Genomic DNA, 22,331 nt, shown 5'->3' on the forward strand with positions numbered 1-22,331 from the left:
GCGCGGACGCAGGCTGGGCCTCCACGCCCCCAGATACCCGGTGGGGTATCCACCGACGACTGTAGGCGCCCGGCACCGGCTCTTCAAGTACCCCGGCGGGTATTTCCGCCCTGCGAAGGTCCCCGCTTTCCGGGACCTTCGTCCCGGCGGACGGACCGCGGACGGACCACAGCCCCCCCGACAGCGCCGCTACTCGGCGGCCGCGCTGACGACGTCGTCCTCGGACAGCAGTACCTCGGCCGCCGCCGGACCGAGTGGCACGAAACTGTCGCGGCTGGTGACCCGCGAGATCCGGCCCCGGTAGCCCGCGTCCACCAGTGCGGTGACCACCGCCTCCGACACCCCACCGCTGCGCCGCGTCTCGTCCACCACCAGCACGCGCGGGAAGGACTGCGCGCACGCGAGGAGTTCGGCCAGCGGCAGCGGAGCCAGCCACTGCAGGTCCAGCACCGCGGCCTGCACACCGCGCGCCGACAACCGACGCGCCGCACGCAGGCTCATCCGGACGCCGTTGCCGAACGTCACGAGGAGCACGTCTTCCCCCGTGCCGTACAACCGCACCGAGCCCGGCTGTACCGCAACGGAATCGGGCGGCTCGCGCCACAGCCCGTCACCCTCGTCGTACAGGTCGCGTTCGTGGTAGAGCGCGATCGGCTCGAGGAACACGCACACGCGGCCCTCGCTGCGCGCGAGGTGCACGCAACTGCGCAGCAGCGCCCCCGCCGCCGACGGGCGGCTCGGCACCGCGAGCACCAGACCGGGGATGTCGCGCAGCACCGCGACGGAGTTGTCGTTGTGGAAGTGCCCACCGAACCCCCGCTGGTAGGCGAGGCCGGCGATGCGCACCACCATCGGATTACGGAAACGGCCGTCGGAGAAGAACATCAGGCTCGCCGCCTCGCCGCGCAACTGGTCCTCGGCGTTGTGCAGGTAGGCCAGGTACTGGATCTCCGGAATCGGCAGCAGGCCCGTCACCGCGAACCCCAGGGCCGTGCCGAGGATCGTCTGCTCGTCGAGGACGGTGTCGAAGACGCGGTGCGGCCCGAATCGGCGGAGCAGACCACGCGTGAGCCCGTACACCCCGCCCTTGTCGGCCACGTCCTCCCCGAACACGAACGACTCCGGTATCTCGTCGAGAATTCCGGCGAGCGCACCGTTCACGGCCTGGGCGAGCGTGCAGGGCTCCGTCGTCGCAGGCTCCGGCCCGTCCGGAACCCGGCGCCGGCCGTGCACGTGCAGCGGCCGCATCACCTCGGCCGCCGATCCCAGTCGGGGGGCGTCCGCGACGGCGTCCACCTCCGCGGCGACGGCGGCACGCATCGCCTCGTATCTTTCGAGCACCTGTGCGGGCGTGAGCGTTCCGTGGTCGACGAGGATACGTGCGGTGGCCGGCAACGGATCCCGGGCATAGTCGGCGGCGATCTCCTCACGGCTGCGGTACGCGGTCTCGGCATCGGAGCCGGCGTGGCCGAGGAACCGCACCGTCCTCAGATGCAGCACGGCCGGTGCGCGCGCGGTCCGGACGGCGACGAGCAGGTCCGCGACGGCGGCGAGCACGCCGATCGGGTCCGCGCCGTCGGCCGCGCGGTAGCTCACCCCCGGATACGAGGAGAGGGCGCGTTCCGTCCAGCCCTCCGGCGTGCGGACACTGATGCCGAGACCGTTGTCCTCACACACGAACAGCAGCGGCAGCGGCAGGCCCCGGTACGCGCAGTAGGCAGCCGCATTGAGCGCACCGACCGCGGTGGAATGGTTGGCGGAGGCGTCCCCGAAGCTGCACACCACCACCGAATCCGCCGGCCACGGGCACTGCAGGCCCAATCGGGCCGCGCGGGCGAGGGCGAACGCCGTCCCCACCGCGCGCGGCAGATGGGAAGCGATCGTCGAGGTCTGCGGGAGGATGTTCAACTCGGCGTTGCCGAACACCTTGTGCCGACCGCCGGAGATCGGATCGAGCGTCGAGGCGGCGCACCCGGCGAGCACGTCCCGCACCGGCGTCGTACCCGGCACCTGCGCCGCCCGCGCGGCGTAGAAGGCACCCGACCGGTAGTGCAGCAGCGCCGGATCGGTGACCCGCGACAGCAGCCCCAGCGCGGCGTTCGCCTCGTGGCCGGACGATCCGATGGTGTAGAACCCGGCACCGCGTCGCTGCATCTCGCGGGCCGCGAAGTCGAGGTGACGGGACTGCAGTTGCGCGTCGAAGTACCGCAGCAGCGGTTCGTCCGACGCCTGCCCGCCCGCGGCGCTCCAGCCGCGGACGGTGGCGGTGAAGTACTCGTCGAGCGGCTCGGCCGTCATCGCGCTGCCCCACACCCTCGCAGGTCCTGCCCAATACTGTGTACCGGCACAGTACCGCCCGGTCCCGGGCGGCGCGGGTCGTCGCGCCGGCCGCTCGCAGACCGGCGCCGAACGGAAGGAACACCGGGATGCCCACCCGCCTCACCGACGACGAGCTCGTCGACCGGTACGTGCATGCCGTCGTCGTCCACCTGCCCCGGTCCCGGCGCGCCGAGGTGGCCGCCGACGTGCGCGGCCGCATCGAAGGCGCCGGTGCCGAGCGCGAGGTACGTGCGGTGCTCACCGACCTCGGCACTCCGGAGGATCTCGCGCGCACCTACCGGGGTGCGCCGCGGCATCTGATCGGCCCGAAGTTCTACGACACCTATCTGCGTGTGCTGTGGCCCGTCGTCGGCGTGGTGGCGGCGGTGCTCGGCGGTCTGACCCTGCTCGGCGCCCTGACCGAGGCCACCGACCCCGCGGCCGCGCCGCTCGACAGCGCCGGCGTCGTGTGGGACGCGATCGACGCGGCCCTGACCGGCGGTGTGTACGCCGCGTTCTGGGTGACCGTCGTGTTCGCGGTGATCGAACGCACCGCGCCCACCGCCACGGATCTCGGGCGGTGGGATCCGGACGACCTGCCCGCAGTGCCGCACGGCCGGGAGATCCCGGTCGGGGAGGCGATCGCGGAGCTGGTGTTCGCGGTGGTCGTGCTGATCGGGGTGGCCGGTCTGTCCCCGTCGCTGGCGCCGTCGTTCTTCGGCGCCGGGTACGAGGCGCTCGACCCCGGTTTCACCGACCGGCTGGTGCCGGCGATGGTGGCCGTCGCGGTGCTGTGGGTGATCTCGGCGAGCGTCGCGCTGGCCGTGCGCAGCTGGACGCTCGTCGTCACCGCCCTGTCAGTGGTCTCCGATCTGCTCGCCGTCGCGGTGGCCACGGCCGTGCTCGTGCACCGGCCGTACTTCTCCGCCCAGTTCCTATCCGACCTGCGCGACAGGACGGGCTCGGACCTGACGGCACAGCTGAACCTCGCCGTCGGCATCGTGTGCATCGTGGTGATCGTCGCCTCGGCGGTCGGGGTGGTGACGGCGGTCCGCAAGTACCTCGCGCACCGCCGCGCCTGAGAGCGGTCAGCAGGTGGCCAGGACGCCCGCCATCGCGTCCTTCTCGTCCGGCGTGATCCACAGTCCGTACTCGGCCTTCACCTCGATCTGCCGGGACACGTAGGTGCAGCGGTACTCCGAGTTGGGGGGCAGCCACTGCGCGGCGTCCTTGTCGCCCTTGCCCTGGTTCGTGGGGCCGTCGACGGCCTGCAGGTTCCGGGGATCGTTCGCGAGGTTCTTGCGGGTCTGCGCGTCGAGCAGTCGCGCGCCCTTCTGCCACGCGTCCGACAGGGCGACGACGTGATCGATCTGCACCGCCGACGACGTGTCCACCCCGCGCCGGAAGTAGATCTCCCGGCCCGTGTACGGGTCGTACAGGGTTCCCGCCTCGACGGTGCACTCCTTCGTCACCGGCGCCAGCTTGATGTTCACCAGATCCCGCTTCAGGACGTCGTTGCGGGTGTCGCAGCCGTTGCGCCCGCCCGCGACGGTCACGTCGTCGGTCCACGCCGGCCCGAACTGGGCACGGTCGTACCCGCCCGAGGGGTCCGGTGCACGCACGGCAAGGCTCTTCAGCAGTTCGACTGTCTCGGCTGCGGCAGCCGACGACGGTGCCGGCGCCGGCGCCGGTCCGGGGCCCGCCTCGTCGCCGCCGTACGTCTGCTGGAGGACGACGAAGACGACGAAGGCGAGCACGTAGGCGAGCAACCACAGCCGGCGGCGGCCGGCGGAGTTCGCCGCGGCCACTACTGCGCGAGCTGCGGCATCTTCACGACCTGCCCCGCGTAGGACAGCCCGGCGCCGAAGGCGAGCAGCAGGGCGAGCCCGCCGGGCCGGACCTGACCGGTGCGCAGCATCTTCTCCATCGCGAGGGGGATGGAGGCGGCGGAGGTGTTGCCCGTTTCGATGATGTCGTCGGCGACGGCCACCGTCTCCGGAAGGTCGAGCTGCCGGACGATGACGTCGTTGATGCGCAGGTTGGCCTGGTGCGGCACGAACGCGTCGAGGGCGGCGAGTTCGACCCCGGCCTTGTCGGCGACCTGGCGGGCGATCTTCCCCATCTCGAAGGCCGCCCAGCGGAACACCGCCGTGCCCTCCATGATGATCCAGGGCCGCTTCTGATCGGGGTTGTCCGCGAAGCTCACCCAGTCCGGTTCCTGGCGGATGGCGTCGGCCTGGGAACCGTCCGACCCCCACACGGTGGGGCCGATACCCACCTCGTCGGACGGGCCGACGACCACGGCGCCGGCGCCGTCGCCGAAGATGAACCGCACCGAGCGGTCGGTGGGCTCGGTGGTGTCGCTCATGCGCTCGACGCCGACGACGACCACGTAGTCCTCGGTGCCGGTGCGCACCATGTCGGACGCCACGCCGAGCGCGTAGCAGAATCCGGCGCACCCGGCCGAGATGTCGAGAGCGGCCGCGCCCCCGGTGCCCAGGGCGTGCGCGACCAGGGCCGCGGACTGCGGCGTCTGATTCGGGTAGGTCGAGGTGGCCACGATGACGGCGCCGACGCGGTCACCGGTGATGTCGGCGGCCTCGAGCGCCTTGCGGGCCGACGTGATCGCCATGTCCACCACCGACTCCTCGGGGTGCGGCTTCGCGAAGCGCCGTTCCTTGATGCCCGACCGCGACTGGATCCACCCGTCGCTCGAGTCGATCTGCTCGCAGATCTCGTCGTTGGTCACGACCCGCTCGGGGCGGTGCACGCCCAGCCCGAGCAGTGCGGTGTTCCGCAGCGGGGCGGGACCGGCGATCTGTGCACCCATCAGGCGAATCTCCTCTGCTTCGTGCACTGCCTGTCAGTGCATCGCGTCCCTGACACGGTAACGCGCGCGCGAATCGTAGCGGAGCCGACCCGTCGGCCCGGCCCTCGTGCGAGCACCGCCGGGACACGCCGACGGACATCGAAGGACGTGTGACGGTTGTCACCTCCTGTTACCGTCTGTGGCCGTGCACACACGTAATGGGGGTTACCGACGTGCTTCGATCCGGCTCGGGGTCACCGTACTGACCTGTGCGGTCGTCACCATGGTCCCGTTCGTGGGCACCTCCGCGGCGAACCCGAACGCGATCAATCCCATCCCGGGCCTCAACGGGGTCAACGGCCTGCCGGAGTTGCGCGGCCGCACACAGGTGGTGGCACAGCAGACCGGGATGCTCAGCACCAACCGCACCCAGGACCTGAACGTCCTGGGCACCGACCTGGGCGTGATGTGGGACAACGGACGCGGCCAGGTGCTGACCGCGTTCGGCGACACCGCGGGCCTCGGCCTGCCCAATCTGCTGTCGGGCAGCATCTGGGCCTGGCGCAGCAGCTCGCTGTTCCGCAGCTCGGACCGCAACCTCGCCGACGGGATGACGTTCGACAGCGCGGCCCGCGACTTCTTCGGCCAGGCGAAGGAACTCGTCCCGAGCCCGAAGATCCCGTTCCTGGAGATCAGCCGGATCCCCACCGCGGGGATCGCCGTCGGCGACACCCAGTTCCTGAGCCTGATGTCGGTGAAGAACTGGGGGCCGGCCGGTTCGTGGGAGACCAACTTCTCGGGCCTGGCCTTCTCCCACGACAACGGGGAGAACTGGACGGTGGCGCCGCAGACCGAGCGGCCGAACGCCGACGGGAACCGGAACTTCCAGATGGGCGCCTTCGTCCGGCACGGCGGGTTCGTCTATCAGTACGGAACCCCGCCCGGTCGCGGCGGGCCGGTGCACCTGGCGCGGGTACCGGAACAGCAGATCCTCGACCTCGCGGCGTACGAGTACTGGGACGGCGGCGCGTGGGTCCGCGACGTGAACGCGGCGCGCCCGGTGATGACGGGTGGTGCGGCGGAGCTGTCGGTGCAGTGGAACGACCACCTCGGGCAGTTCGTGCTGCTGACCACCGACGCGCACAACTCCGTCGTGCTGCGCCGGGCACCGTCGCCGACAGGCCCGTGGAGCGCGCCGGAGGTCGTCCTCGACTCCCGCGAACTGCCGACGGCGTACGGCGCGTACATCCACCCGTGGTCCTCGGGCCCGGATCTGTACTTCCTCACGACCGTGCACCAGAACTACAACGTGCTCCTGCTGCGCACCACGCTCCATCCCTGACCGGCGCGGCGTCCGGGCTACCGTGCGTCCATGGACGCACAGGACTGGGATGCGCGGTACTCGAAGAGCGAGACGGTGTGGGGGGTGCCGCCGAACCCGGTGCTCGTCGAGTTCGCGACGTCGCTGCCGCACGGCCGCGCCCTGGATCTGGGCTGCGGCGAGGGCCGGCACTCGCTCTGGCTGGCCACGCGCGGCTGGGAGGTGACCGGACTCGACTTCTCCCGCGTGGCGGTGGACAAGGCCCGGGCGATCGCGGCGCAGGCGCCACGGCGGGTACGCGAACGCCTGACGTACGAGTGCGCCGACGTGACCGGGGCCACTTTCGACGCTGGTTATGATCTCGTCCTCTCGGCCTATCTCCATTTCCCTCCACCACAGCGACGGGCATTGATCGACAATGCGGTCGCGGCCCTGAAACCTGATGGAATCCTCATATTTCTGGGACACGATTCGCTCAATCCCACCGAGGGCGCCGGCGGCCCCCAGGATCCCGAAATCCTCTATACCCCAGCAGATGTCGTCGCGGAAATCGACGGACGACTGGAAATCCGGACCGCCGAACGGAGAATGCGGGAAACGGACGCAGGAATGGCGATCGACGCGTTGGTGGTGGCCCGCAAACCAACCCTTGGCAGTTAGTTGCCCGACGGGTAACATAGGCGGATGTTACCGACGAGTAATAACTTGGGCGGTACTCGAACACAGCTTGACCGCACCATCTCACTGGGAGTAGCGCAGACATGGGCCATTACAAGAGCAACCTCCGGGATCTGGAGTTCAACCTCTTCGAGGTGCTGAGGATTCAGACGCTCCTCGAGGCCGGGAAGTTCGGCGACCTCGACGAGGAGACCTCTCGTGGCATTCTGGCCGAGGTGAAGACCCTCACCGAGGGCCCCGCGGCGGAGTCGTTCGCCGAGACCGACCGCACCCCCCCGGTCTTCGATCCCGAGACCCACTCGGTCTCGCTCCCCGAGGGCTTCAAGAAGGCGTTCAACTCCTGGTACGAGGCCGGCTACTGGTCCATGGGCCTCGAGGAGGAGATCGGCGGAACGCCGGCACCGCGCGCCCTGAGCTGGGCCGTCAACGAGATGATGCTCGGCGCCCAGCCGGCCGCCTTCATGTACGCCGCCGGCCCCTCCTTCGCCGGTGTGCTCCACGCGAACGGCACCGACGAGCAGAAGCAGTGGGCCGCGACCATCGTCGAACGCGGCTGGGGCGCCACCATGGTGCTGACCGAGCCCGACGCCGGCTCCGACGTCGGCGCCGGCCGCACCAAGGCGATCAAGCAGGACGACGGCTCCTGGCACATCGAGGGCGTCAAGCGGTTCATCACCTCCGCCGACTCCGACGACCTGTTCGAGAACATCTTCCACCTCGTCCTCGCCCGCCCGGAAGGCGCCGGCCCCGGCACCAAGGGCCTGTCGCTCTTCTTCGTCCCGAAGTTCCACTTCGACTTCGAGAAGAACGAGATGGGTGAGCGCAACGGCGTGTTCGTCACCAACGTCGAGCACAAGATGGGCCTCAAGGCGTCCGCCACCTGCGAGCTCACCTTCGGCGGCCACGGCGTCCCGGCCAAGGGCTGGCTCGTCGGTGAGGTCCACAACGGCATCGCCCAGATGTTCGACGTCATCGAGCACGCCCGCATGATGGTGGGCACCAAGGCCATCGCGACGTTGTCGACCGGTTACCTCAACGCCCTGGCCTACGCCAAGGAGCGCGTGCAGGGCGCCGACCTGACCCAGATGACCGACAAGACCGCTCCCCGGGTCACCATCACCCACCACCCGGACGTGCGGCGCGCGCTGGCCATGCAGAAGGCCTACGCCGAGGGCCTGCGCGCGGTCTACCTCTACACCGCCGCGCACCAGGACGACGTCGTCGCCGAGCAGATCTCCGGTGCCGACCACGAGCTGGCGCACCGCGTCAACGATCTGCTGCTGCCGATCGTCAAGGGTGTGGGCTCCGAGCGCGCCTACCAGTACCTGACGGACTCGCTGCAGACGTTCGGCGGCTCGGGCTTCCTGCAGGACTACCCGATCGAGCAGTACATCCGCGACGCAAAGATCGACTCCCTCTACGAGGGCACCACCGCGATCCAGGCGCAGGACTTCTTCTTCCGCAAGATCGCCCGTGACCGCGGCGTCGCCCTGGCGCACGTCACCGGCCAGATCCAGAAGTTCCTCGCCTCCGACAGCGCCGACGAGCGCCTCAAGTCGGAGCGGGCCCTGCTGGCCACCGCGCTCGAGGACGTCCAGGCCATGACCGCCACCCTGACCGGCTTCCTCATGGGTGCCCAGGAACAGCCCACCGAGCTGTACAAGGTGGGTCTGGGCTCGGTGCGGTTCCTGCTGGCCTTCGGCGACCTGCTCATCGGCTGGCGGCTGCTCGAGCAGGCCGAGATCGCCCTCGCGGCCCTCGACGCCGGCTCGGACGCCAAGGACAAGGCGTTCTACGAGGGCAAGGTCGCCGTCGCCGGCTTCTTCGCCAAGAACGTCCTGCCGGAGCTGACCGCCGTCCGCAGCATCGTCGCCAACGTCGACCTCGACATCATGGAGCTCGACGAAGCGGCGTTCTGAGCCGGCGCTCGGACGGAACCGAACAGGTAGACAGAAGCCGAGTACGTAGACAGAAACACTGTGCCCTCCCGTCTCGCGACGGGAGGGCACAGTGCTGTGTGCACTTACTGCCGCGGCTACTCCGTCCCGGCCGGCGTCTGCGATGCCGCCGCGGGCGTCTCGGCAGGAGCTTCCTCCGCCTCGTCCGCGCCGCTCGGTGCGGGCTGCGGGGTCGTCGTCCCGGCCGGGCGCGCGCCGGCGGGTTCGTCCGAGCCACCGCCGGGCGTCTCCGCCTCACCGGGTGCCGGCTGCGACGGCGCGGCCGGTGCCGACTCCCGCTCGGGCTCCGGCTCGGCGCTGACGCAGCGCACCACCGGCACCGGGTCGTAGCGGACCGTGCGGGTGGTGCTCGAGATCTGCCGGCCGGTGGCTGCGTCGGTGATGATGCGGGTGTCGCTCACCGTGAACCCTTGCGCACCGCTCGACGGGATGCACCCGGGCCCGGCCGGAAGGGTGATCGTGTTCGGTGCCGTGAAGTTGGTGCGGGAACCGGTCACGGACTCGACGTCGACGGTCTTGGTGCCCCAGATCCGCACCGTGATGTCCGACGACGTGCCGATCGCCTGGATCAGCACTCCGGTGTCGGAGGGATTGCGGAACTTCAGGTCGATCGCGCCCTCGTAGACCGTCGCCTCCCGGGCCGCCGGGTACCGCGAGATGTAGTAGCTGTGCTCGGTGTGCTCGACGTCCTCCATACCGGCGAAGTACGTCGCGTTGTACAGGGTGGTCGCGAGCTGGCTGATGCCGCCACCCACAGCCTTGGACGGGCGCCCGTTGTTGATGATCCCGGACTCGACATACCCCTGTGCCGCGCCGCGCGGGCCCGTGTAGCCGTTGAGCGAGAACGTCTCCCCCGGCTTCACCAGGGCACCGTTGATCTCCGACGCCGCCAGGCGGATGTTCACGCCCGAGGCGTACTCGAAGCCCCCGGTGGTGAACTCACCGATCACCTCGCGGATGCCCAGCTTCTCGGCGGCTTCCGTGGTCAGCGCAGGCTCGGCCGGCTTGTACACGGCGTCGGTCACCCGCTCGCCCGGCGCGGCCAGCAGCTGCGGCAGCGACTCGAGACTCACCGGCCAGTCGACGAGCTCGCCGGCGACCGACGGGATCACCGTCGGGCCGCCGCCTTCGATCACGATCCGGGCATCCTTCGGTTCGACCTCGGTCGCCGCCAGTTGCGGCCGGAGGATCTCGGTCGCGGCGTCGATCCCGTACTGCGGGGTCAGGCCCCCGTTGCCGTCCGGCACGAAGGTCAGCACGGCGCCGATCCGGTCGCTGGGCAGGGTCGCGACGGCCCCGTCCCGTCCGCGCACCGTGACGTCGCCGGCGACGGCCGGGTCCGCGACCTCCCGCAGTGCGCGCTCGAGCCCCTCGGGCGTGACCGTCACGTCGACCGTCTCGACCGGGAACTCGACGTCGCCGAACGCCCATCGCTCGGCGAACAGGTCGGCGGCGGCCTCCACATCGAGAGTCTGCCCGGGCAGCGGCGCCACCGGCACGGGCGTCGCCCCGTCGAACACGAGGTTGCCCTCGCGGGGCGGGCGGTCGGCGACCGCGCGCACGCCGCCGATCGCGGCCGCCAACGCGGCGTCGTCGCGGGTCGACACGACACCGATCTCGTCGCCACCACCGAAGAACGACGTCACGCGGGTGATCGGATCGAGCGGCTGCGATCCGATGCGGTCGAGGGTGTGCTCCCAGTCGACGTCCAGACCGGCCTGCGCCGGCACGATCTGTGCGGTCACATCGCCCGCGGTGACGGTGACGGGCTCCTCGGTGCGCGGCCCGAGTTCGGTCCGCAGGATCTGTTCGGCCTCCGGGACCGACCGTCCGCCGATGTCGATGCCGGCAACGGTGACACCGCGCGGAACGTTGCCCGAGGAGACGACGAGGTCACCGACGTAGAGGGCCGCGAGCACGGCGAACACCCCGCCGGCGACGAGGGCGATGCGGCGCCAGGGCGGACCGCCGTCGCCTCCGGGTCCGGTCGGCGCCGGCTCCTCGGGTGAGGGCCCGGCAGGCGGGGGTCCCGGGGGCGGGGGTCCGGCGGGCGGGGGTCCGGCGGGCGGCGGGGTGTCCGCTCCCTCCGACGGAGTTGCCGAGTGGGCGGTCGCGTCCCTCGCGACGGCAGGCTCGCGGGAGGCGTCGTCCGACAGAGTGGGGAGGACCTCGGTGTCGGCGTCGGTGCGGCCCGTCGCCGGCCCTTCGGCGGCGGTGCGGTCCGTACCCGGCCCGTCGGCGGCGGTGCTGCCTATCGCCGGCCCGACGACGGGCAGCACGGCCGTGGGCGCCTCCCAGGGCGGTACCTCCGCCGGCGGCACCGGCTCGGCATCCGGGCTGGGCTCGGGCGCAGCGTCGTCGGCGACGGACTGCGGGGCGCGGCCGGGGCTTTCCACGGGGACGGCCTCCGACCGGTCACCGGCAGCGTCCCGGGCCGCCTCCGGTTCGGGGACGACCGGTCGAACGTCGTCCTGGCCGCCCTCGGGGTCGTTCGTCCCGTTCTTGCCGCTCACCCGTGTCCTTTCACCGGGGTGCGCCCCGGATCGGGCGCACCACTCGGTATCCAGCCTAATGTCGGATCCCGGGGCTCCCGATCGGACGGGCAGCCGGAGCGCCCGCGGAGAAGCGAAAGACCTCGCGCTGCCGCCAGGTCGGGGGTCAAGCAGCAGCGCGAGGTCGACTGGTTTATCGGCGGTCCCGCCGGGGCGTTACAAATCTCCGAAATTTTTTTCCGGACGGGACCGCGGGACGCGGGACTCAGGCCTCGAGAATGGCGGTCACACCCTGTCCACCTGCGGCGCAGATGGAGATGAGTCCCCGCACGGGCTTACCGGTCTCCTGCTTCTTCTCATGCAGCATCTTCGCCAGGGACGCGAGAATGCGTCCGCCGGTCGCGGCGAACGGGTGCCCGGCCGCCAGCGACGAGCCGTTGACGTTGAGCTTGGTGCGATCGATGGATCCGAGCGGAGCGTCCAGGCCGAGCCGGCCCTTGCAGTACTCCTCGGACTCGAACGCCTGGAGCGTGGCCAGCACGACGGACGCGAACGCCTCGTGGATCTCGTAGAAGTCGAAGTCCTGCAGGGTCAGGCCGTTGCGGCGCAACAGCCGCGGGATCGCGTAGGTGGGGGCCATGAGCAGGCCGTCACCACCGTGGACGTAGTCGACGGCCGCGGTTTCCGAGTCCACGAGGTAGGCCAGCACGGGGAGCCGGCGCTCCGCGGCCCACTCCTCCGAGGACAGCAGCGCTGCCGACGCACCGTCGGTGAGCGGGGTCGAATTACCCGCGGTCATGGTGGCATCGCCGAGTTTCACGCCGAACACCGGCTTGAGGCCGGAGAGCTTCTCGACGGTCGAGTCCGGACGCAGGTTGTCGTCGCGGGTGAGGCCCAGGAAGGGGGTGACGAGATCGTCGAAGAAGCCACGGTCGTAGGCGGCGGCCATGTTGCGGTGGCTCGCGGCGGCCAGTTCGTCCTGCGCCTCGCGGGAGATGCCGAACTCCTTGGTGGTGATCGCCGCGTGTTCCCCCATGGACAGCCCCGTGCGGGCCTCGCCGTTACGGGGGATCTCGATGCCGAGCATCGACGGCCGGACCTGGCCGAGCAGCTTGATGCGGTCGCCGGTCGAACGGGCCCGGTTGAGGGAGAGCAGGAACTCGCGCAGTTCGTCGTTGACGCCGATGGGAGCGTCGGAGGTGGTGTCCACACCGCCGCCGATGCCGGCCTCGATGCGGCCGGCGGCGATGGCGTCCCCGACGGAGATCGCCGACTGCAGACCGGTGCCGCAGGCCTGCTGCAGGTCCCAGGCGGGGGTGTGGGGGTTCAGCGCACTGCCGAGCACGCACTCACGGATCAGGTTGAAGTCGCGACTGTGCTTGAGGACGGCCCCACCGACGACGGCACCGAGCCGCTCACCCTGGAGATTGAACCGGCTCACCAGGCCGTCGAGCGTGGCGGTGAACATGTCCTGGTTCGAGGCACGGGCGTACGTGCGGTCCGAGCGGGCGAACGGGATCCGGTTGCCGCCGAGGATTGCGACACGGCGCAGCTGCGTGGAACGGGCGGTGGTGGTCACTGACGTCTCCCGGGATGCTGGTGGATGATGGCGGTGAGTACTGGCTCTCGCTACTATTCTTACTCGCGAGTAAGTTCATTGTCGACACCACATCGTCGGCCCCTCCCGACAATACCGACGTCCGAACCAGAGAAGGTGGAATCGTGGCTGAAACCAAGAACGCCCCCGGCCTCTACGCCCAGTTGATCGGGTCCGCACCCGGAGCATTCCTCGCCAAGCAGTTCGGCCTGCCGCAGCCGGAGAAGCTGCGCCGGTACGAGCCGGGGCAGCCGCCGCTGGCCGGCCCGCTGCTCGTCGGGGGCAACGGCCGCCTCGTCGAACCGATCCGCACGCTGCTGTCCGACTACCCCTTCGCCGACCCCGCCGACACCGAATACGGCGCGCTCGTCTTCGATGCCACCGGCATCACGGACGTCGCCGGTCTCGAACAGCTGTTCACCTTCTTCCAGCCCGCGATCAAGGGCCTCGGGCCGAGCGGCCGCGTCGTCGTGCTCGGCACCACCCCGGAGGAGGCCTCCTCCGTGGACGAGCGCATCGCCCAGCGGGCACTCGAGGGCTTCACCCGCAGCGTCGGCAAGGAACTGCGCCGCGGTGCCACCGCGCAGCTGGTGTACGTCTCCCCCGACGCCGCCACCGGGCTCTCCGGCCTCGAATCCACGCTGCGTTTCCTGCTGTCCGCGAAGTCCGCGTTCGTCTCCGGTCAGGTGATCCGTGTCGGAGCCGGCGACGCGACGGCGCCCGAATCGTGGGAGCGTCCGCTCGCCGGGAAGGTCGCCGTCGTGACCGGCGCCGCCCGCGGCATCGGTGCCACGATCGCCGAGGTACTCGCCCGCGACGGAGCGCATGTCGTCTGCGCGGACGTGCCGGCGGCCGGCGACGCCCTGTCGCAGACGGCGAACAAGGTGGGCGGCGTCTCCCTCGCGCTGGACGTCACCGCCCCGGACGCGGGCGACAAGCTCGCCGAGTACCTGCTCGAGCGGCACGGCGGCGCCGACGTCATCGTCCACAACGCCGGGATCACCCGCGACAAGCTGCTCGCCAATATGGACGCCGCGCGGTGGAATGCCGTCATGGCCGTGAATCTGCTCGCCCCCCAGAAGATCACCGAGAAGCTGGTCGAGCGGGGCGCACTGAAGGAGGGCGGCCGGGTGGTCGACGTGTCGTCGATCGCCGGCATCGCCGGCAACCGCGGCCAGACCAACTACGGCGCGTCCAAGGCGGGCGTCATCGGCATGGTGCAGGCGACCGCGCCCGTGCTGGCCGCGAAGAACATCACCGTCAACGCCGTTGCACCCGGCTTCATCGAGACGGCCATGACCGCGGCCATCCCGGTGGCCACCCGCGAGGCCGGCCGGTTGATGAGCTCGCTGCAGCAGGGCGGGCAGACCGTCGACGTCGCCGAGACCGTCGCCTGGTTCGCCAACCCCGCCTCGAGCGCGGTCACCGGCCAGGTCGTGCGCGTGTGCGGCCAGTCCATGCTGGGGGCGTGATGGCTGTCGTCGAACTTTCCTCGCGGCCTTCGACTCTCGACGTCTACTCCCGGGCGGTGCTCTCGGCGCTGCCGGTCGTGGGCGCCTCCGGCGACAGCCTGCCCGACGACACCCTCGTGCTGCGCGGCCTGCGCGTGGACCCGGACAACCTGGCCGGGTACACGAAGGTGTGCGGGCTGCGCTTCGGCGACACACTGCCGCTGACGTATCCGTTCACACTGACGTTTCCCCTCGTGATGAAACTGATGGTGTCGAAGGGCTTCCCCTTCCCCGCTGTCGGTTCCGTCCACGCCGAGAACGTGATCGAGCAGTTGCGGCCCGTGTCGGTGACCGAGCCGCTGGATCTGAAGGTCCACGCCGAGAACCTGCGGGAGCACCGCAAGGGGCTGCTCGTCGACCTGGTGAGCGAGATCAGCGTCGGCCGGGAGCCGGTGTGGCGGCAGACGTCGTCGTTCCTGCACCAGCAGCGCACCTCGTTGTCGGATCAGCCGAAACCCGAACCGAAGGCCGAAGAGATCGCCCCCGTGCCGACGTCGACGTTGCGGGTGGACCAGAAGACGATCGACCGCTACGCCTCGATCTCGGGCGACCGCAACCCGATCCACGTCTCGCGGCTCGGCGCCAAGGCGTTCGGGTTCCCGAGGACCATCGCGCACGGCATGTGGAGCGCGGCCGCTGCGCTGCGGGCAGTGGAGGGCCGCATCCCGTCGCACGCGACGTACTCGGTGCGGTTCGGCAAGCCGGTCCTGTTGCCCGCGACCGTGAATCTGTACGCCGAGCGCGCCGCCGACGGCTGGGACCTGGCGCTGCGCAACCCGAAGAAGGGCTACCCGCACCTCACCGCCACCCTGCGCTGAGAGCCGCTGCGCCGCAATCGCACCACCACCGCCGTGCGTGTTTTCGGTAGTACCGACTACCGAAAACACGCACGGCGTAGCCGACTCTGGCGTCCCTCGCACGGGAAGGCTTCTCCGTCGCGGACTGCCGTCGTGTACAAATTTTCATCTTTGTCTACCGCGCGGACCCGAACTGTTGTACTGTCCAAGAGACAGTGAGCTGGCTCATACCGGCTCCTCCGAGCATCACGGGGACAGGGAGGTCGAACGGTGACGACGTCGGACATCGGCCGGCACGCGCACACGCCGGTGGAACAGTGGCGCGATCGCAAGCGGCATTTGTGGCTCATGGGGCTGATTCCGCCCACGGCGATCTTCCTCGCGACCGCCCTGGTCTGGGGATTCGGCCAGCTCGGCTGGACCGCGGTCGCGCCGGTGTGGTGGTGGATCGGTCCGCTCCTGGTGTACGTGCTGCTGCCGATCCTCGACCGGTTCTTCGGCCCCGACGGGCAGAACCCGCCCGACGAGGTGATGGAGATGCTCGAGAACGACAAGTACTACCGGTACTGCACCTACGCCTACATCCCGTTCCAGCTGGCCAGCCTCGTCTTCGCCTGCTACCTGTGGTCGGCCACGGACCTGTCCTGGCTGGGCATCGACGGCGGCCTGGGGCTGGTCTCGAAGATCGGCCTGGCGTTCAGCGTCGGCGTGATGGGCGGCGTCGGGATCAACACCGCCCACGAGCTCGGCCACAAGAAGGACGACCTCGAACGGTGGCTGTCGAAGATCACCCTGGCCCAGACCGGCTACGGCCACTTCTACATCGAGCACAACCGCGGCCACCACGTGCGGGTCTCCACCCCGGAGGACCCGGCCTCCGCCCGTTTCGGCGAGTCGTTCTGGGCGTTCCTGCCGCGCAGCGTGTGGGGCAGCCTGAAGTCGTCGTGGGAGCTCGAGAAGACCCGCCTGCAGCGGCTCGGCAAGAGCCCGTGGACCCTGCGCAACGACGTCCTCAACGCGTGGGCGATGTCGGCGGTCCTGTTCGGCGTGCTCGTCGCGGTGTTCGGCCCGGTCATCGTGCCGTTCCTGATCCTGCAGGCCGTCTACGGTTTCTCCCTGCTCGAGACGGTGAACTACCTCGAGCACTACGGACTGCTGCGGCAGAAGACGGCCTCGGGCCGGTACGAGCGCTGCACCCCCGCGCACAGCTGGAACTCCGACCACATCGTCACCAACATCTTCCTGTACCACCTGCAGCGGCACAGCGATCACCACGCCAACCCGACGCGCCGCTACCAGACCCTGCGGAGCATGGACGGCGCCCCCAACCTGCCCAGCGGCTACGCGAGCATGATCGGCCTCGCCTACATCCCGCCGCTGTGGCGCAAGGTCATGGACCACCGCGTCGTCGAGCACTACGACGGCGACCTCACCCGAGCCAACATCCAGCCGGGCAAGCGCGACAAGGTCCTCGCGCAGTACGGAGCACGGTGATGGCCGCCTACGAATGCCCGGTGTGCAACTACGTCTACGACGAGACCGCCGGCGCGCCGCGCGAGGGTTTCCCCGCCGGCACCCCCTGGGACGCGATTCCCGACGACTGGTGCTGCCCCGACTGCGGGGTTCGCGAGAAGATCGACTTCGAAGGACGCTGAGATGACCACCGACTACAAGTTGTTCCGTTGCCTGCAGTGCGGATTCGAGTACGACGAGGCCGAGGGCTGGCCCGAGGACGGCATCGAGCCCGGCACCCGCTGGGACGACATCCCCGACGACTGGTCCTGCCCGGACTGCGGCGCCGCCAAGTCCGACTTCGAGATGGTCGAGGTCAGCCGGACGTGACCGAGACGATCGTCGTCGTCGGCACCGGGGTGGCCGGCGCGACCGCCGCACAGACCCTGCGCAAGGAAGGCTTCACCGGCCGCGTCGTGCTGATCGGCGAGGAGGCCGCACTGCCGTACCGGCGGCCGGTGCTCTCGAAAGACCTGCTCGCCGGCAGCATCACCGACGAGAAGGCGCAACTCGAACCGGCCGGCTACTGGACCGATCACGACATCGAACTGCGCACCGAGACCCGGGTCGTCGAACTCGACCCGGAACGTCACCGGCTCCGGCTGTGGGACAACGAGATCGTCGACTACGACGCGGTGATCCTGGCGACGGGCGCCCGCGCCCGCCACCTCGAGCACGACGCCGGGGACAGGGTGCTGAGCCTGCGCACGGCGGAGAACGTCGCGCCGCTGCGGGCCGCGATCGCGGCGCACCGATCGCTCCTCGTCGTCGGAGCCGGCCTGATAGGCTGCGAGGTCGCTTCCACCGCAAGGGAATTGGGAGCCGAGGTCACGGTGCTCGAGAGCGCGCCGTCGCCGCTCGCCCGCATCGTCCCGCCCGCGGTGGCCCGGATGTACGTCGGTCTGCATGCCGAACACGACGTGCCCGTCCATACCGGCGTCGCGCTGCGCTCCCTCGCCGGGAGCGACGACGGGGTGCACGCCGTCGCGGAGGACGGGCGCTTCTGGACGGCGGGCTCCGCTCTCGTTGCGGTGGGTTCGGTGCCGGACACCGCGCTTGCCCGGGCGGCCGGGCTCACCGTCGGTGACGGCATCGTCGTCGACGAGTCCTACCGCACCTCGGCCGCCGGGGTGTACGCCGCGGGCGACGTGACCGAGCAACCCAACCCGGTGCTCGGCGGCCGGCACCGCACGGAGAACTGGAACAGCGCCCGGGCGCAGGGCGTTGCCGTGGCGAAATCCGTACTCGGGCAGCCGCTCGGCGCCGCGGAGGTGCCGTGGGGGTGGACCAATCAGTACGGACACAACCTGCAGTTCGCCGGCTGGTCCCGGCACGACGACGACTACGTGGTGCGCGGGTCGATCGAGGACCGGGACTTCACGGCGCTCGCGCTGCGCGGCGACCGCCTCGTGGGGGCGATCGCCCTCGGCCGTCCGAAGGACATCCGCACTGTGCGCCGGCTCGTGGCCGCGAGCGCGCCGATCGATCGCGCCGCGCTCGCGGACGAGTCCGTCGCACTGGACGACGTCGCCGGTCGGGGCGCGGCCGTGCCGGCCTCGCTGTAACGGGAAGCCACCTCGGCTCGCCCGGGCGAGGTCCGGGCGCCTGCTCCTTCCGCCGACCCCCCATCCGGCGGAAGGACCCCCGGTTCCGTCGGGGTCGTCTCCGGACGGCCCCGACGGGGCCTCGGGGCTGCTCAGCCGTGCTGGTCGGTGCGTTTCTTGCCGGCCAGACCGCGCCAGGCGAGGTTCTCGAGCAGATCGGCGGCCTTCTCCACGTCGATCTCGCCGCCCGCGATGCGGTCGGCGACCGCCTCACCGGCGCCGACCAGCGCCACCGCCATGATGACGAAGTCCGTCCCGGGCTCAGGGTCGCGGGTGCTCGACTCGAGCAGATGCGCGGTGAGCTCGATGAGCCGGTCCCGGCTGCTGCGGACCTGCCCGGCGAACGCCTGCTGCGACATCGCCTGGCGGTAGAGCACCATCCACGAGTTGCGGTGGGCGTCGACGAATCCGAGGAACGACTCGAGCGCCACCCGCAGCTGGTCGCGCGGCGTGAGCCCCGGGTCGCCGGCGGGTGTCAGCGCCTCGACGAACCGCTGTCCCTCCCGGCTGATGCACGCGGCGAACAGTTCGTCCTTCGAGCCGTAGTACAGGTAGAGCATCGGCTTGGAGATCTGCGCCCGGGCCGCGATGGCGTCCATCGAGGTGTTGTGGAATCCGTTCTCGGAGAAGACCTCCACCGCGGCATCCAGCATCTGCTGTTCCCGCACCGCGCGAGGCAGTCGCTTGGTACCGCCGGCCATGTCTCCTCCAAGTCCCGATGCTCCGATTCCTTACCCTAGAGTAAGGATGGGGTTTCCGACGTCGATTCAGCAGTTCAGCGCGCCCTTGGCGCGCGCGACGGTGCGTACCGCGTCGTCCACCCGCGCGGCCGGCAGCGCTCCCGTCGCCACCGCCTGCTCGAGATGGTCGAGCACCCGGGGGACGTCGTCGGTGGACAGCCACAGCGCCTGATCCACCCCGGCGGCGAGCGCCGCCTGCACCGCCTCGGTGATGTCGTAGGTATCGGTGATGGCCTGCATCCCCGACAGGTCGTCGGTGAAGACCACCCCGTCGAACGGCGGGGCGCCGTAGCCCGTTCCGGAGCGCAGCAACTGCACGGCCTGCGGGCTGATGCTCGCCGGCAGACCCTCGGTCAGACCGGGCACGTCCAGGTGCCCGAGCATCACCGCGACACCGGAATCGACCAGCTCCCGGTACGGCACCAGGTCCACCTGCTGCAACTGGTCGAGCGGCGGCGCGGTGACCGCACCGGTGTGCGAGTCGCCCGACGCCGAGCCGTGGCCCGGGAAGTGCTTGAGCACCGGCAGGATTCCCGCATCGCGCAGCCCGCGCGCGTAGGCGTCGGCGTACTGCACCACCACCTGCGGATCGGCGGAGAAGGACCGGTCGCCGATCACCGCGTCGTCGGGCTGGCTGCTCACGTCCACGTCGGGCGCGAAGTCGACGGTGACGCCGAGCTCGCGGAGCTCCCGGCCCCGCTCGAGCGCCATCCGGTAGGTCTCCTCCACCGTCATGGTCTGCGCCGTCACCCGCGCCGACGGATCGGGACCCAGCAGTGCCCCGACGCGCGAGACCCGGCCGCCCTCCTCGTCGATGGTGACCATCAGCGGCAGCCGGCTCGCCGCCGCCACCTGCGGGATCTCCCGGTTCGCCAGCATCGACACATCGGTCCAGCTGCCGACGAAGATCCCGCCGATCTGTTCGGACTGCACCGCCTCGAGGGCGTCGGCCGTGCCGGTGACGCCGACGTTGAGCAGCTGCGCGAGCCGCTGCCGCACCGTCAGCGACGCGAGTAGCTCGTCGCCGCACGCCGGCGCGGCAGACGCGGTCGCCATCGGGGCGGGCGACGGTGGCGGCGCGACGGCCGAGGTGTCCGTGGGCGGCGGCGTGGACTCGGCAGCCCGGGGAGCGTCCTGTCCTCCGCACCCGGCGACGGCGAGGACGGCCGCGACCGCGACGGTGAGGGTGTGACGGATCCGCATGGCCTCCGACGGTAGCCGACCACCACCGTGGCGGTCCCCACGACCCGCGGCGGCAGGTGGTCCCCGCGGCCTACGACGGCCGGTAAAGTGTCCCCCAAGGACCGCCACGACAGCAGGGATTCGTGATGCCCGCAGATCTCATCCTCATCGCCTACGACGGCTCCGAGAACGCCAAGCGGGCCGTGGAATATGCGGGGAGATTCCTCGCCTCGTGCCGCGCCGTCGTCGTCACGGCCTGGGAACCGATGGTCCGTCAGGCCGCCCGCATGTCCGGGCTGTCGGGGGTGATGCAGCCGGAATGGGTCCCCGACGAGGAGACCGAGGACGTCGCACTCACCGACGCGAAGGTGATCAACGCGGAGGGACTCGACCTGGCCCGCTCCGCCGGGCTCGCCGCGGAGGGCCGCACCCTCGAGGTGGTCAGTGCCGTGTGGACCGCCATCGTCGAGGCCGCCGACGAGCTGAACGTCGACATCATCGTCACCGGCACCCGCGGCACCACGGGCCTGCGCTCGCTGCTGCAGTCGTCGGTGGCCGACCATGTGCTGCGGCACAGCCATCGGCCCGTGCTGATCGTCCCGCCGGGACGCTAGCCGCGGCGCGAACCGCACGCGGGCGGGGATATCGTCGACCCACCATGGACGGTTTCCTCCTCTCCCGCGCCGATCGCACCGTGCACACCACCGGGACGCGCCGCCGGTTCACCGACATCGCCGAGGCCTCCCTCGCGTTGCGCCGCGGGGAGGCCGACCTGATCGTGGGCGCCCTGCCCTTCGATCCCGAGCGTCCGGCCGCGTTGACCCAGCCCGAAACGGCCGAGGTGACCGGCACGGCCTGGCAGCCGCCGGACACCCTGCCCGACCTGCCCACGGTGCGGATCGCCGCGCAGACCCCCGAGCCCGAGCAACACGTCGCGCGGGTCGCGGCGCTGCGCGACCGGCTCGGCCGCGGCGAACTCGACAAGGTCGTCGCCGCCCGCTCGGTCACGCTCGTCGCGGACACACCCGTCGACCCGCTCGCCCTCGCGGCCCGGATGGCCGAGCGCCACCCCACCGCCCACGTCTATGCGGCGGATCTGAGCGCCGCCGGCGAGCGGTACCGCGGTCACACCCTGGTCGGTGCGACGCCCGAGCTGCTGGTCAGCCGCCGCGGCGACGCCGTCACCTGCCGTCCGCTCGCCGGCACCGCCGCGCGCTGCGCCGACCCGGACGCCGACCGGGAGGCGGGCCGGCAGCTGCTCGCCTCGGCGAAGAACCTCGCCGAGCACGCCTTCGTCATCGAGTGGATCCGCGCCCGCCTGGCCCCGCTGTGCGGTGACCTGCAGATCCCCGGCACACCCGTGCTGACCGCGACGAGCGACGTGTGGCACCTGGCCACCCCGATCACCGGCACCCTGCGCGATCCCGCGACGGACGTCCTGACCCTGGCCGCCGCGCTGCACCCCACCCCGGCCGTGGCCGGCACCCCCACCGAGGCCGCGCTCGCCGCGATCCGCGGCACGGAGGGCGACCGTCGCTTCTACGGCGGGGCGGTGGGGTGGTGCGACGCGAACGGCGACGGGGACTGGCTGGTGGCGATCCGCTGCGCCGAACTCAGCGCCGACGGCAGGCGCGCCCTCGCGTGGGGCGGCGGGGGCATCGTCGCGGCATCCGATCCGCAGGCCGAACTCGACGAGACCACCGCGAAGCTGCGCACACTGCTCGGCGCGCTCGGCCTTTAGGCCGCCACGAGTGGAGCACGCCACAGTTGTCTCCCTACGGGTGATACCTTGACGCGGAGCGCGACGACAC

General features: G+C 70.8%; 19 protein-coding genes. 12 read left to right on the top strand and 7 right to left on the bottom strand.

Annotation, left to right across the window (positions count from 1 at the left end; genetic code table 11):
* Window positions 1-189: 189 nt before the first annotated feature.
* The gene (locus ACM26Y_RS21445; protein WP_416061895.1) at window positions 190-2,298 is read right to left on the bottom strand and encodes a thiamine pyrophosphate-dependent enzyme; all 2,109 of its coding nucleotides are present in this window, start codon (window positions 2,296-2,298) and stop codon (window positions 190-192) included.
* Between the two features lie 128 nt (window positions 2,299-2,426).
* On the opposite strand from ACM26Y_RS21445, the gene ACM26Y_RS21450 reads away from it, so the two are divergent.
* Window positions 2,427-3,401, top strand: coding sequence for an HAAS signaling domain-containing protein (locus tag ACM26Y_RS21450; RefSeq protein WP_289381309.1), 975 nt, complete (start codon window positions 2,427-2,429; stop codon window positions 3,399-3,401).
* 6 nt (window positions 3,402-3,407) lie between these two features.
* Here ACM26Y_RS21450 and ACM26Y_RS21455 read toward each other — a convergent pair whose 3' ends face one another.
* Complete coding sequence (locus ACM26Y_RS21455; RefSeq protein WP_289381307.1) at window positions 3,408-4,127, bottom strand: HNH endonuclease family protein; 720 nt, start codon at window positions 4,125-4,127, stop codon at window positions 3,408-3,410.
* Window positions 4,127-5,149 carry a beta-ketoacyl-ACP synthase III gene (locus ACM26Y_RS21460; RefSeq protein WP_416061896.1) on the bottom strand — a complete coding sequence of 341 codons (1,023 nt, stop codon included), beginning with the start codon at window positions 5,147-5,149 and terminating at the stop codon, window positions 4,127-4,129. The genes ACM26Y_RS21455 and ACM26Y_RS21460 overlap by 1 nt, the downstream gene beginning before the upstream one ends.
* A gap of 262 nt (window positions 5,150-5,411) precedes the next feature.
* Between ACM26Y_RS21460 and ACM26Y_RS21465 the strand changes: the two genes are divergently transcribed.
* The 3 genes from ACM26Y_RS21465 to ACM26Y_RS21475 all read left to right on the top strand — a co-directional run bounded on the left by ACM26Y_RS21465 (window position 5,412) and on the right by ACM26Y_RS21475 (window position 9,046).
* A complete protein-coding gene (locus tag ACM26Y_RS21465; protein WP_416063727.1) occupies window positions 5,412-6,470 on the top strand; it encodes a DUF4185 domain-containing protein in 1,059 nt (352 codons plus the stop codon).
* A 30-nt stretch (window positions 6,471-6,500) separates the two neighbouring features.
* Window positions 6,501-7,109: a class I SAM-dependent methyltransferase gene (locus ACM26Y_RS21470; protein WP_054371335.1), complete on the top strand. Its 609-nt coding sequence runs from the start codon at window positions 6,501-6,503 to the stop codon at window positions 7,107-7,109.
* Window positions 7,110-7,210: 101 nt separating this feature from the next.
* Window positions 7,211-9,046 carry an acyl-CoA dehydrogenase gene (locus tag ACM26Y_RS21475; RefSeq protein WP_054371336.1) on the top strand — a complete coding sequence of 612 codons (1,836 nt, stop codon included), beginning with the start codon at window positions 7,211-7,213 and terminating at the stop codon, window positions 9,044-9,046.
* Between the two features lie 116 nt (window positions 9,047-9,162).
* Here the strand turns inward: ACM26Y_RS21475 and ACM26Y_RS21480 are convergent, their stop codons facing one another.
* Window positions 9,163-11,598 carry a VanW family protein gene (locus ACM26Y_RS21480; RefSeq protein WP_416061897.1) on the bottom strand — a complete coding sequence of 812 codons (2,436 nt, stop codon included), beginning with the start codon at window positions 11,596-11,598 and terminating at the stop codon, window positions 9,163-9,165.
* Between the two features lie 244 nt (window positions 11,599-11,842).
* Window positions 11,843-13,156: an acetyl-CoA C-acetyltransferase gene (locus ACM26Y_RS21485; protein ID WP_003939207.1), complete on the bottom strand. Its 1,314-nt coding sequence runs from the start codon at window positions 13,154-13,156 to the stop codon at window positions 11,843-11,845.
* Window positions 13,157-13,299: 143 nt separating this feature from the next.
* Between ACM26Y_RS21485 and ACM26Y_RS21490 the strand changes: the two genes are divergently transcribed.
* The 6 genes from ACM26Y_RS21490 to ACM26Y_RS21515 all read left to right on the top strand — a co-directional run bounded on the left by ACM26Y_RS21490 (window position 13,300) and on the right by ACM26Y_RS21515 (window position 18,559).
* Complete coding sequence (locus ACM26Y_RS21490; protein ID WP_003939208.1) at window positions 13,300-14,646, top strand: 3-oxoacyl-ACP reductase; 1,347 nt, start codon at window positions 13,300-13,302, stop codon at window positions 14,644-14,646.
* Window positions 14,646-15,503 carry a MaoC family dehydratase gene (locus ACM26Y_RS21495; RefSeq protein ID WP_289380204.1) on the top strand — a complete coding sequence of 286 codons (858 nt, stop codon included), beginning with the start codon at window positions 14,646-14,648 and terminating at the stop codon, window positions 15,501-15,503. Before ACM26Y_RS21490 ends, ACM26Y_RS21495 begins: the two co-directional genes overlap by 1 nt.
* Window positions 15,504-15,752: 249 nt before the next feature.
* Window positions 15,753-16,976 carry an alkane 1-monooxygenase gene (locus ACM26Y_RS21500; RefSeq protein ID WP_416061898.1) on the top strand — a complete coding sequence of 408 codons (1,224 nt, stop codon included), beginning with the start codon at window positions 15,753-15,755 and terminating at the stop codon, window positions 16,974-16,976.
* The gene (locus ACM26Y_RS21505) at window positions 16,976-17,137 is read left to right on the top strand and encodes a rubredoxin (protein ID WP_003939211.1); all 162 of its coding nucleotides are present in this window, start codon (window positions 16,976-16,978) and stop codon (window positions 17,135-17,137) included. The genes ACM26Y_RS21500 and ACM26Y_RS21505 overlap by 1 nt, the downstream gene beginning before the upstream one ends.
* 1 nt (window position 17,138) lies before the next feature.
* Complete coding sequence (locus tag ACM26Y_RS21510) at window positions 17,139-17,324, top strand: rubredoxin (RefSeq protein WP_003939212.1); 186 nt, start codon at window positions 17,139-17,141, stop codon at window positions 17,322-17,324.
* A complete protein-coding gene (locus ACM26Y_RS21515; RefSeq protein ID WP_416061899.1) occupies window positions 17,321-18,559 on the top strand; it encodes an NAD(P)/FAD-dependent oxidoreductase in 1,239 nt (412 codons plus the stop codon). Before ACM26Y_RS21510 ends, ACM26Y_RS21515 begins: the two co-directional genes overlap by 4 nt.
* 131 nt (window positions 18,560-18,690) lie before the next feature.
* On the opposite strand, the gene ACM26Y_RS21520 is transcribed toward ACM26Y_RS21515, so the two are convergent.
* The gene (locus tag ACM26Y_RS21520) at window positions 18,691-19,299 is read right to left on the bottom strand and encodes a TetR/AcrR family transcriptional regulator (protein ID WP_054371341.1); all 609 of its coding nucleotides are present in this window, start codon (window positions 19,297-19,299) and stop codon (window positions 18,691-18,693) included.
* A 66-nt stretch (window positions 19,300-19,365) separates the two neighbouring features.
* A complete protein-coding gene (locus tag ACM26Y_RS21525) occupies window positions 19,366-20,541 on the bottom strand; it encodes a glycoside hydrolase family 3 N-terminal domain-containing protein (RefSeq protein ID WP_416061900.1) in 1,176 nt (391 codons plus the stop codon).
* 125 nt (window positions 20,542-20,666) lie between these two features.
* On the opposite strand from ACM26Y_RS21525, the gene ACM26Y_RS21530 reads away from it, so the two are divergent.
* Both ACM26Y_RS21530 and ACM26Y_RS21535 read left to right on the top strand, forming a co-directional pair.
* A complete protein-coding gene (locus ACM26Y_RS21530) occupies window positions 20,667-21,134 on the top strand; it encodes a universal stress protein (RefSeq protein ID WP_010593519.1) in 468 nt (155 codons plus the stop codon).
* Between the two features lie 44 nt (window positions 21,135-21,178).
* Window positions 21,179-22,261 (top strand): isochorismate synthase MenF, encoded by a 1,083-nt coding sequence (locus ACM26Y_RS21535; RefSeq protein WP_289380178.1) that lies wholly within the window; start codon window positions 21,179-21,181, stop codon window positions 22,259-22,261.
* Window positions 22,262-22,331: the final 70 nt, after the last annotated feature.

Origin of the sequence: Rhodococcus indonesiensis, assembly GCF_047782815.1 — a bacterium.
Classification (GTDB): Bacteria; Actinomycetota; Actinomycetes; order Mycobacteriales; family Mycobacteriaceae; genus Rhodococcus; species Rhodococcus indonesiensis.

What these genes read in the sequence shown, in the direction of transcription:
- ACM26Y_RS21445 (WP_416061895.1), bottom strand. Translation starts at nt 2,298, where the DNA reads ATGACGGCCGAGCCGCTCGACGAGTACTTCACCGCCACCGTCCGCGGC.
- ACM26Y_RS21450 (WP_289381309.1), top strand. Translation starts at nt 2,427, where the DNA reads ATGCCCACCCGCCTCACCGACGACGAGCTCGTCGACCGGTACGTGCAT.
- ACM26Y_RS21460 (WP_416061896.1), bottom strand. Translation starts at nt 5,149, where the DNA reads ATGGGTGCACAGATCGCCGGTCCCGCCCCGCTGCGGAACACCGCACTG.
- ACM26Y_RS21465 (WP_416063727.1), top strand. Translation starts at nt 5,412, where the DNA reads ATGGTCCCGTTCGTGGGCACCTCCGCGGCGAACCCGAACGCGATCAAT.
- ACM26Y_RS21470 (WP_054371335.1), top strand. Translation starts at nt 6,501, where the DNA reads ATGGACGCACAGGACTGGGATGCGCGGTACTCGAAGAGCGAGACGGTG.
- ACM26Y_RS21475 (WP_054371336.1), top strand. Translation starts at nt 7,211, where the DNA reads ATGGGCCATTACAAGAGCAACCTCCGGGATCTGGAGTTCAACCTCTTC.
- ACM26Y_RS21495 (WP_289380204.1), top strand. Translation starts at nt 14,646, where the DNA reads ATGGCTGTCGTCGAACTTTCCTCGCGGCCTTCGACTCTCGACGTCTAC.
- ACM26Y_RS21505 (WP_003939211.1), top strand. Translation starts at nt 16,976, where the DNA reads ATGGCCGCCTACGAATGCCCGGTGTGCAACTACGTCTACGACGAGACC.
- ACM26Y_RS21510 (WP_003939212.1), top strand. Translation starts at nt 17,139, where the DNA reads ATGACCACCGACTACAAGTTGTTCCGTTGCCTGCAGTGCGGATTCGAG.
- ACM26Y_RS21520 (WP_054371341.1), bottom strand. Translation starts at nt 19,299, where the DNA reads ATGGCCGGCGGTACCAAGCGACTGCCTCGCGCGGTGCGGGAACAGCAG.
- ACM26Y_RS21525 (WP_416061900.1), bottom strand. Translation starts at nt 20,541, where the DNA reads ATGCGGATCCGTCACACCCTCACCGTCGCGGTCGCGGCCGTCCTCGCC.
- ACM26Y_RS21530 (WP_010593519.1), top strand. Translation starts at nt 20,667, where the DNA reads ATGCCCGCAGATCTCATCCTCATCGCCTACGACGGCTCCGAGAACGCC.
- ACM26Y_RS21535 (WP_289380178.1), top strand. Translation starts at nt 21,179, where the DNA reads ATGGACGGTTTCCTCCTCTCCCGCGCCGATCGCACCGTGCACACCACC.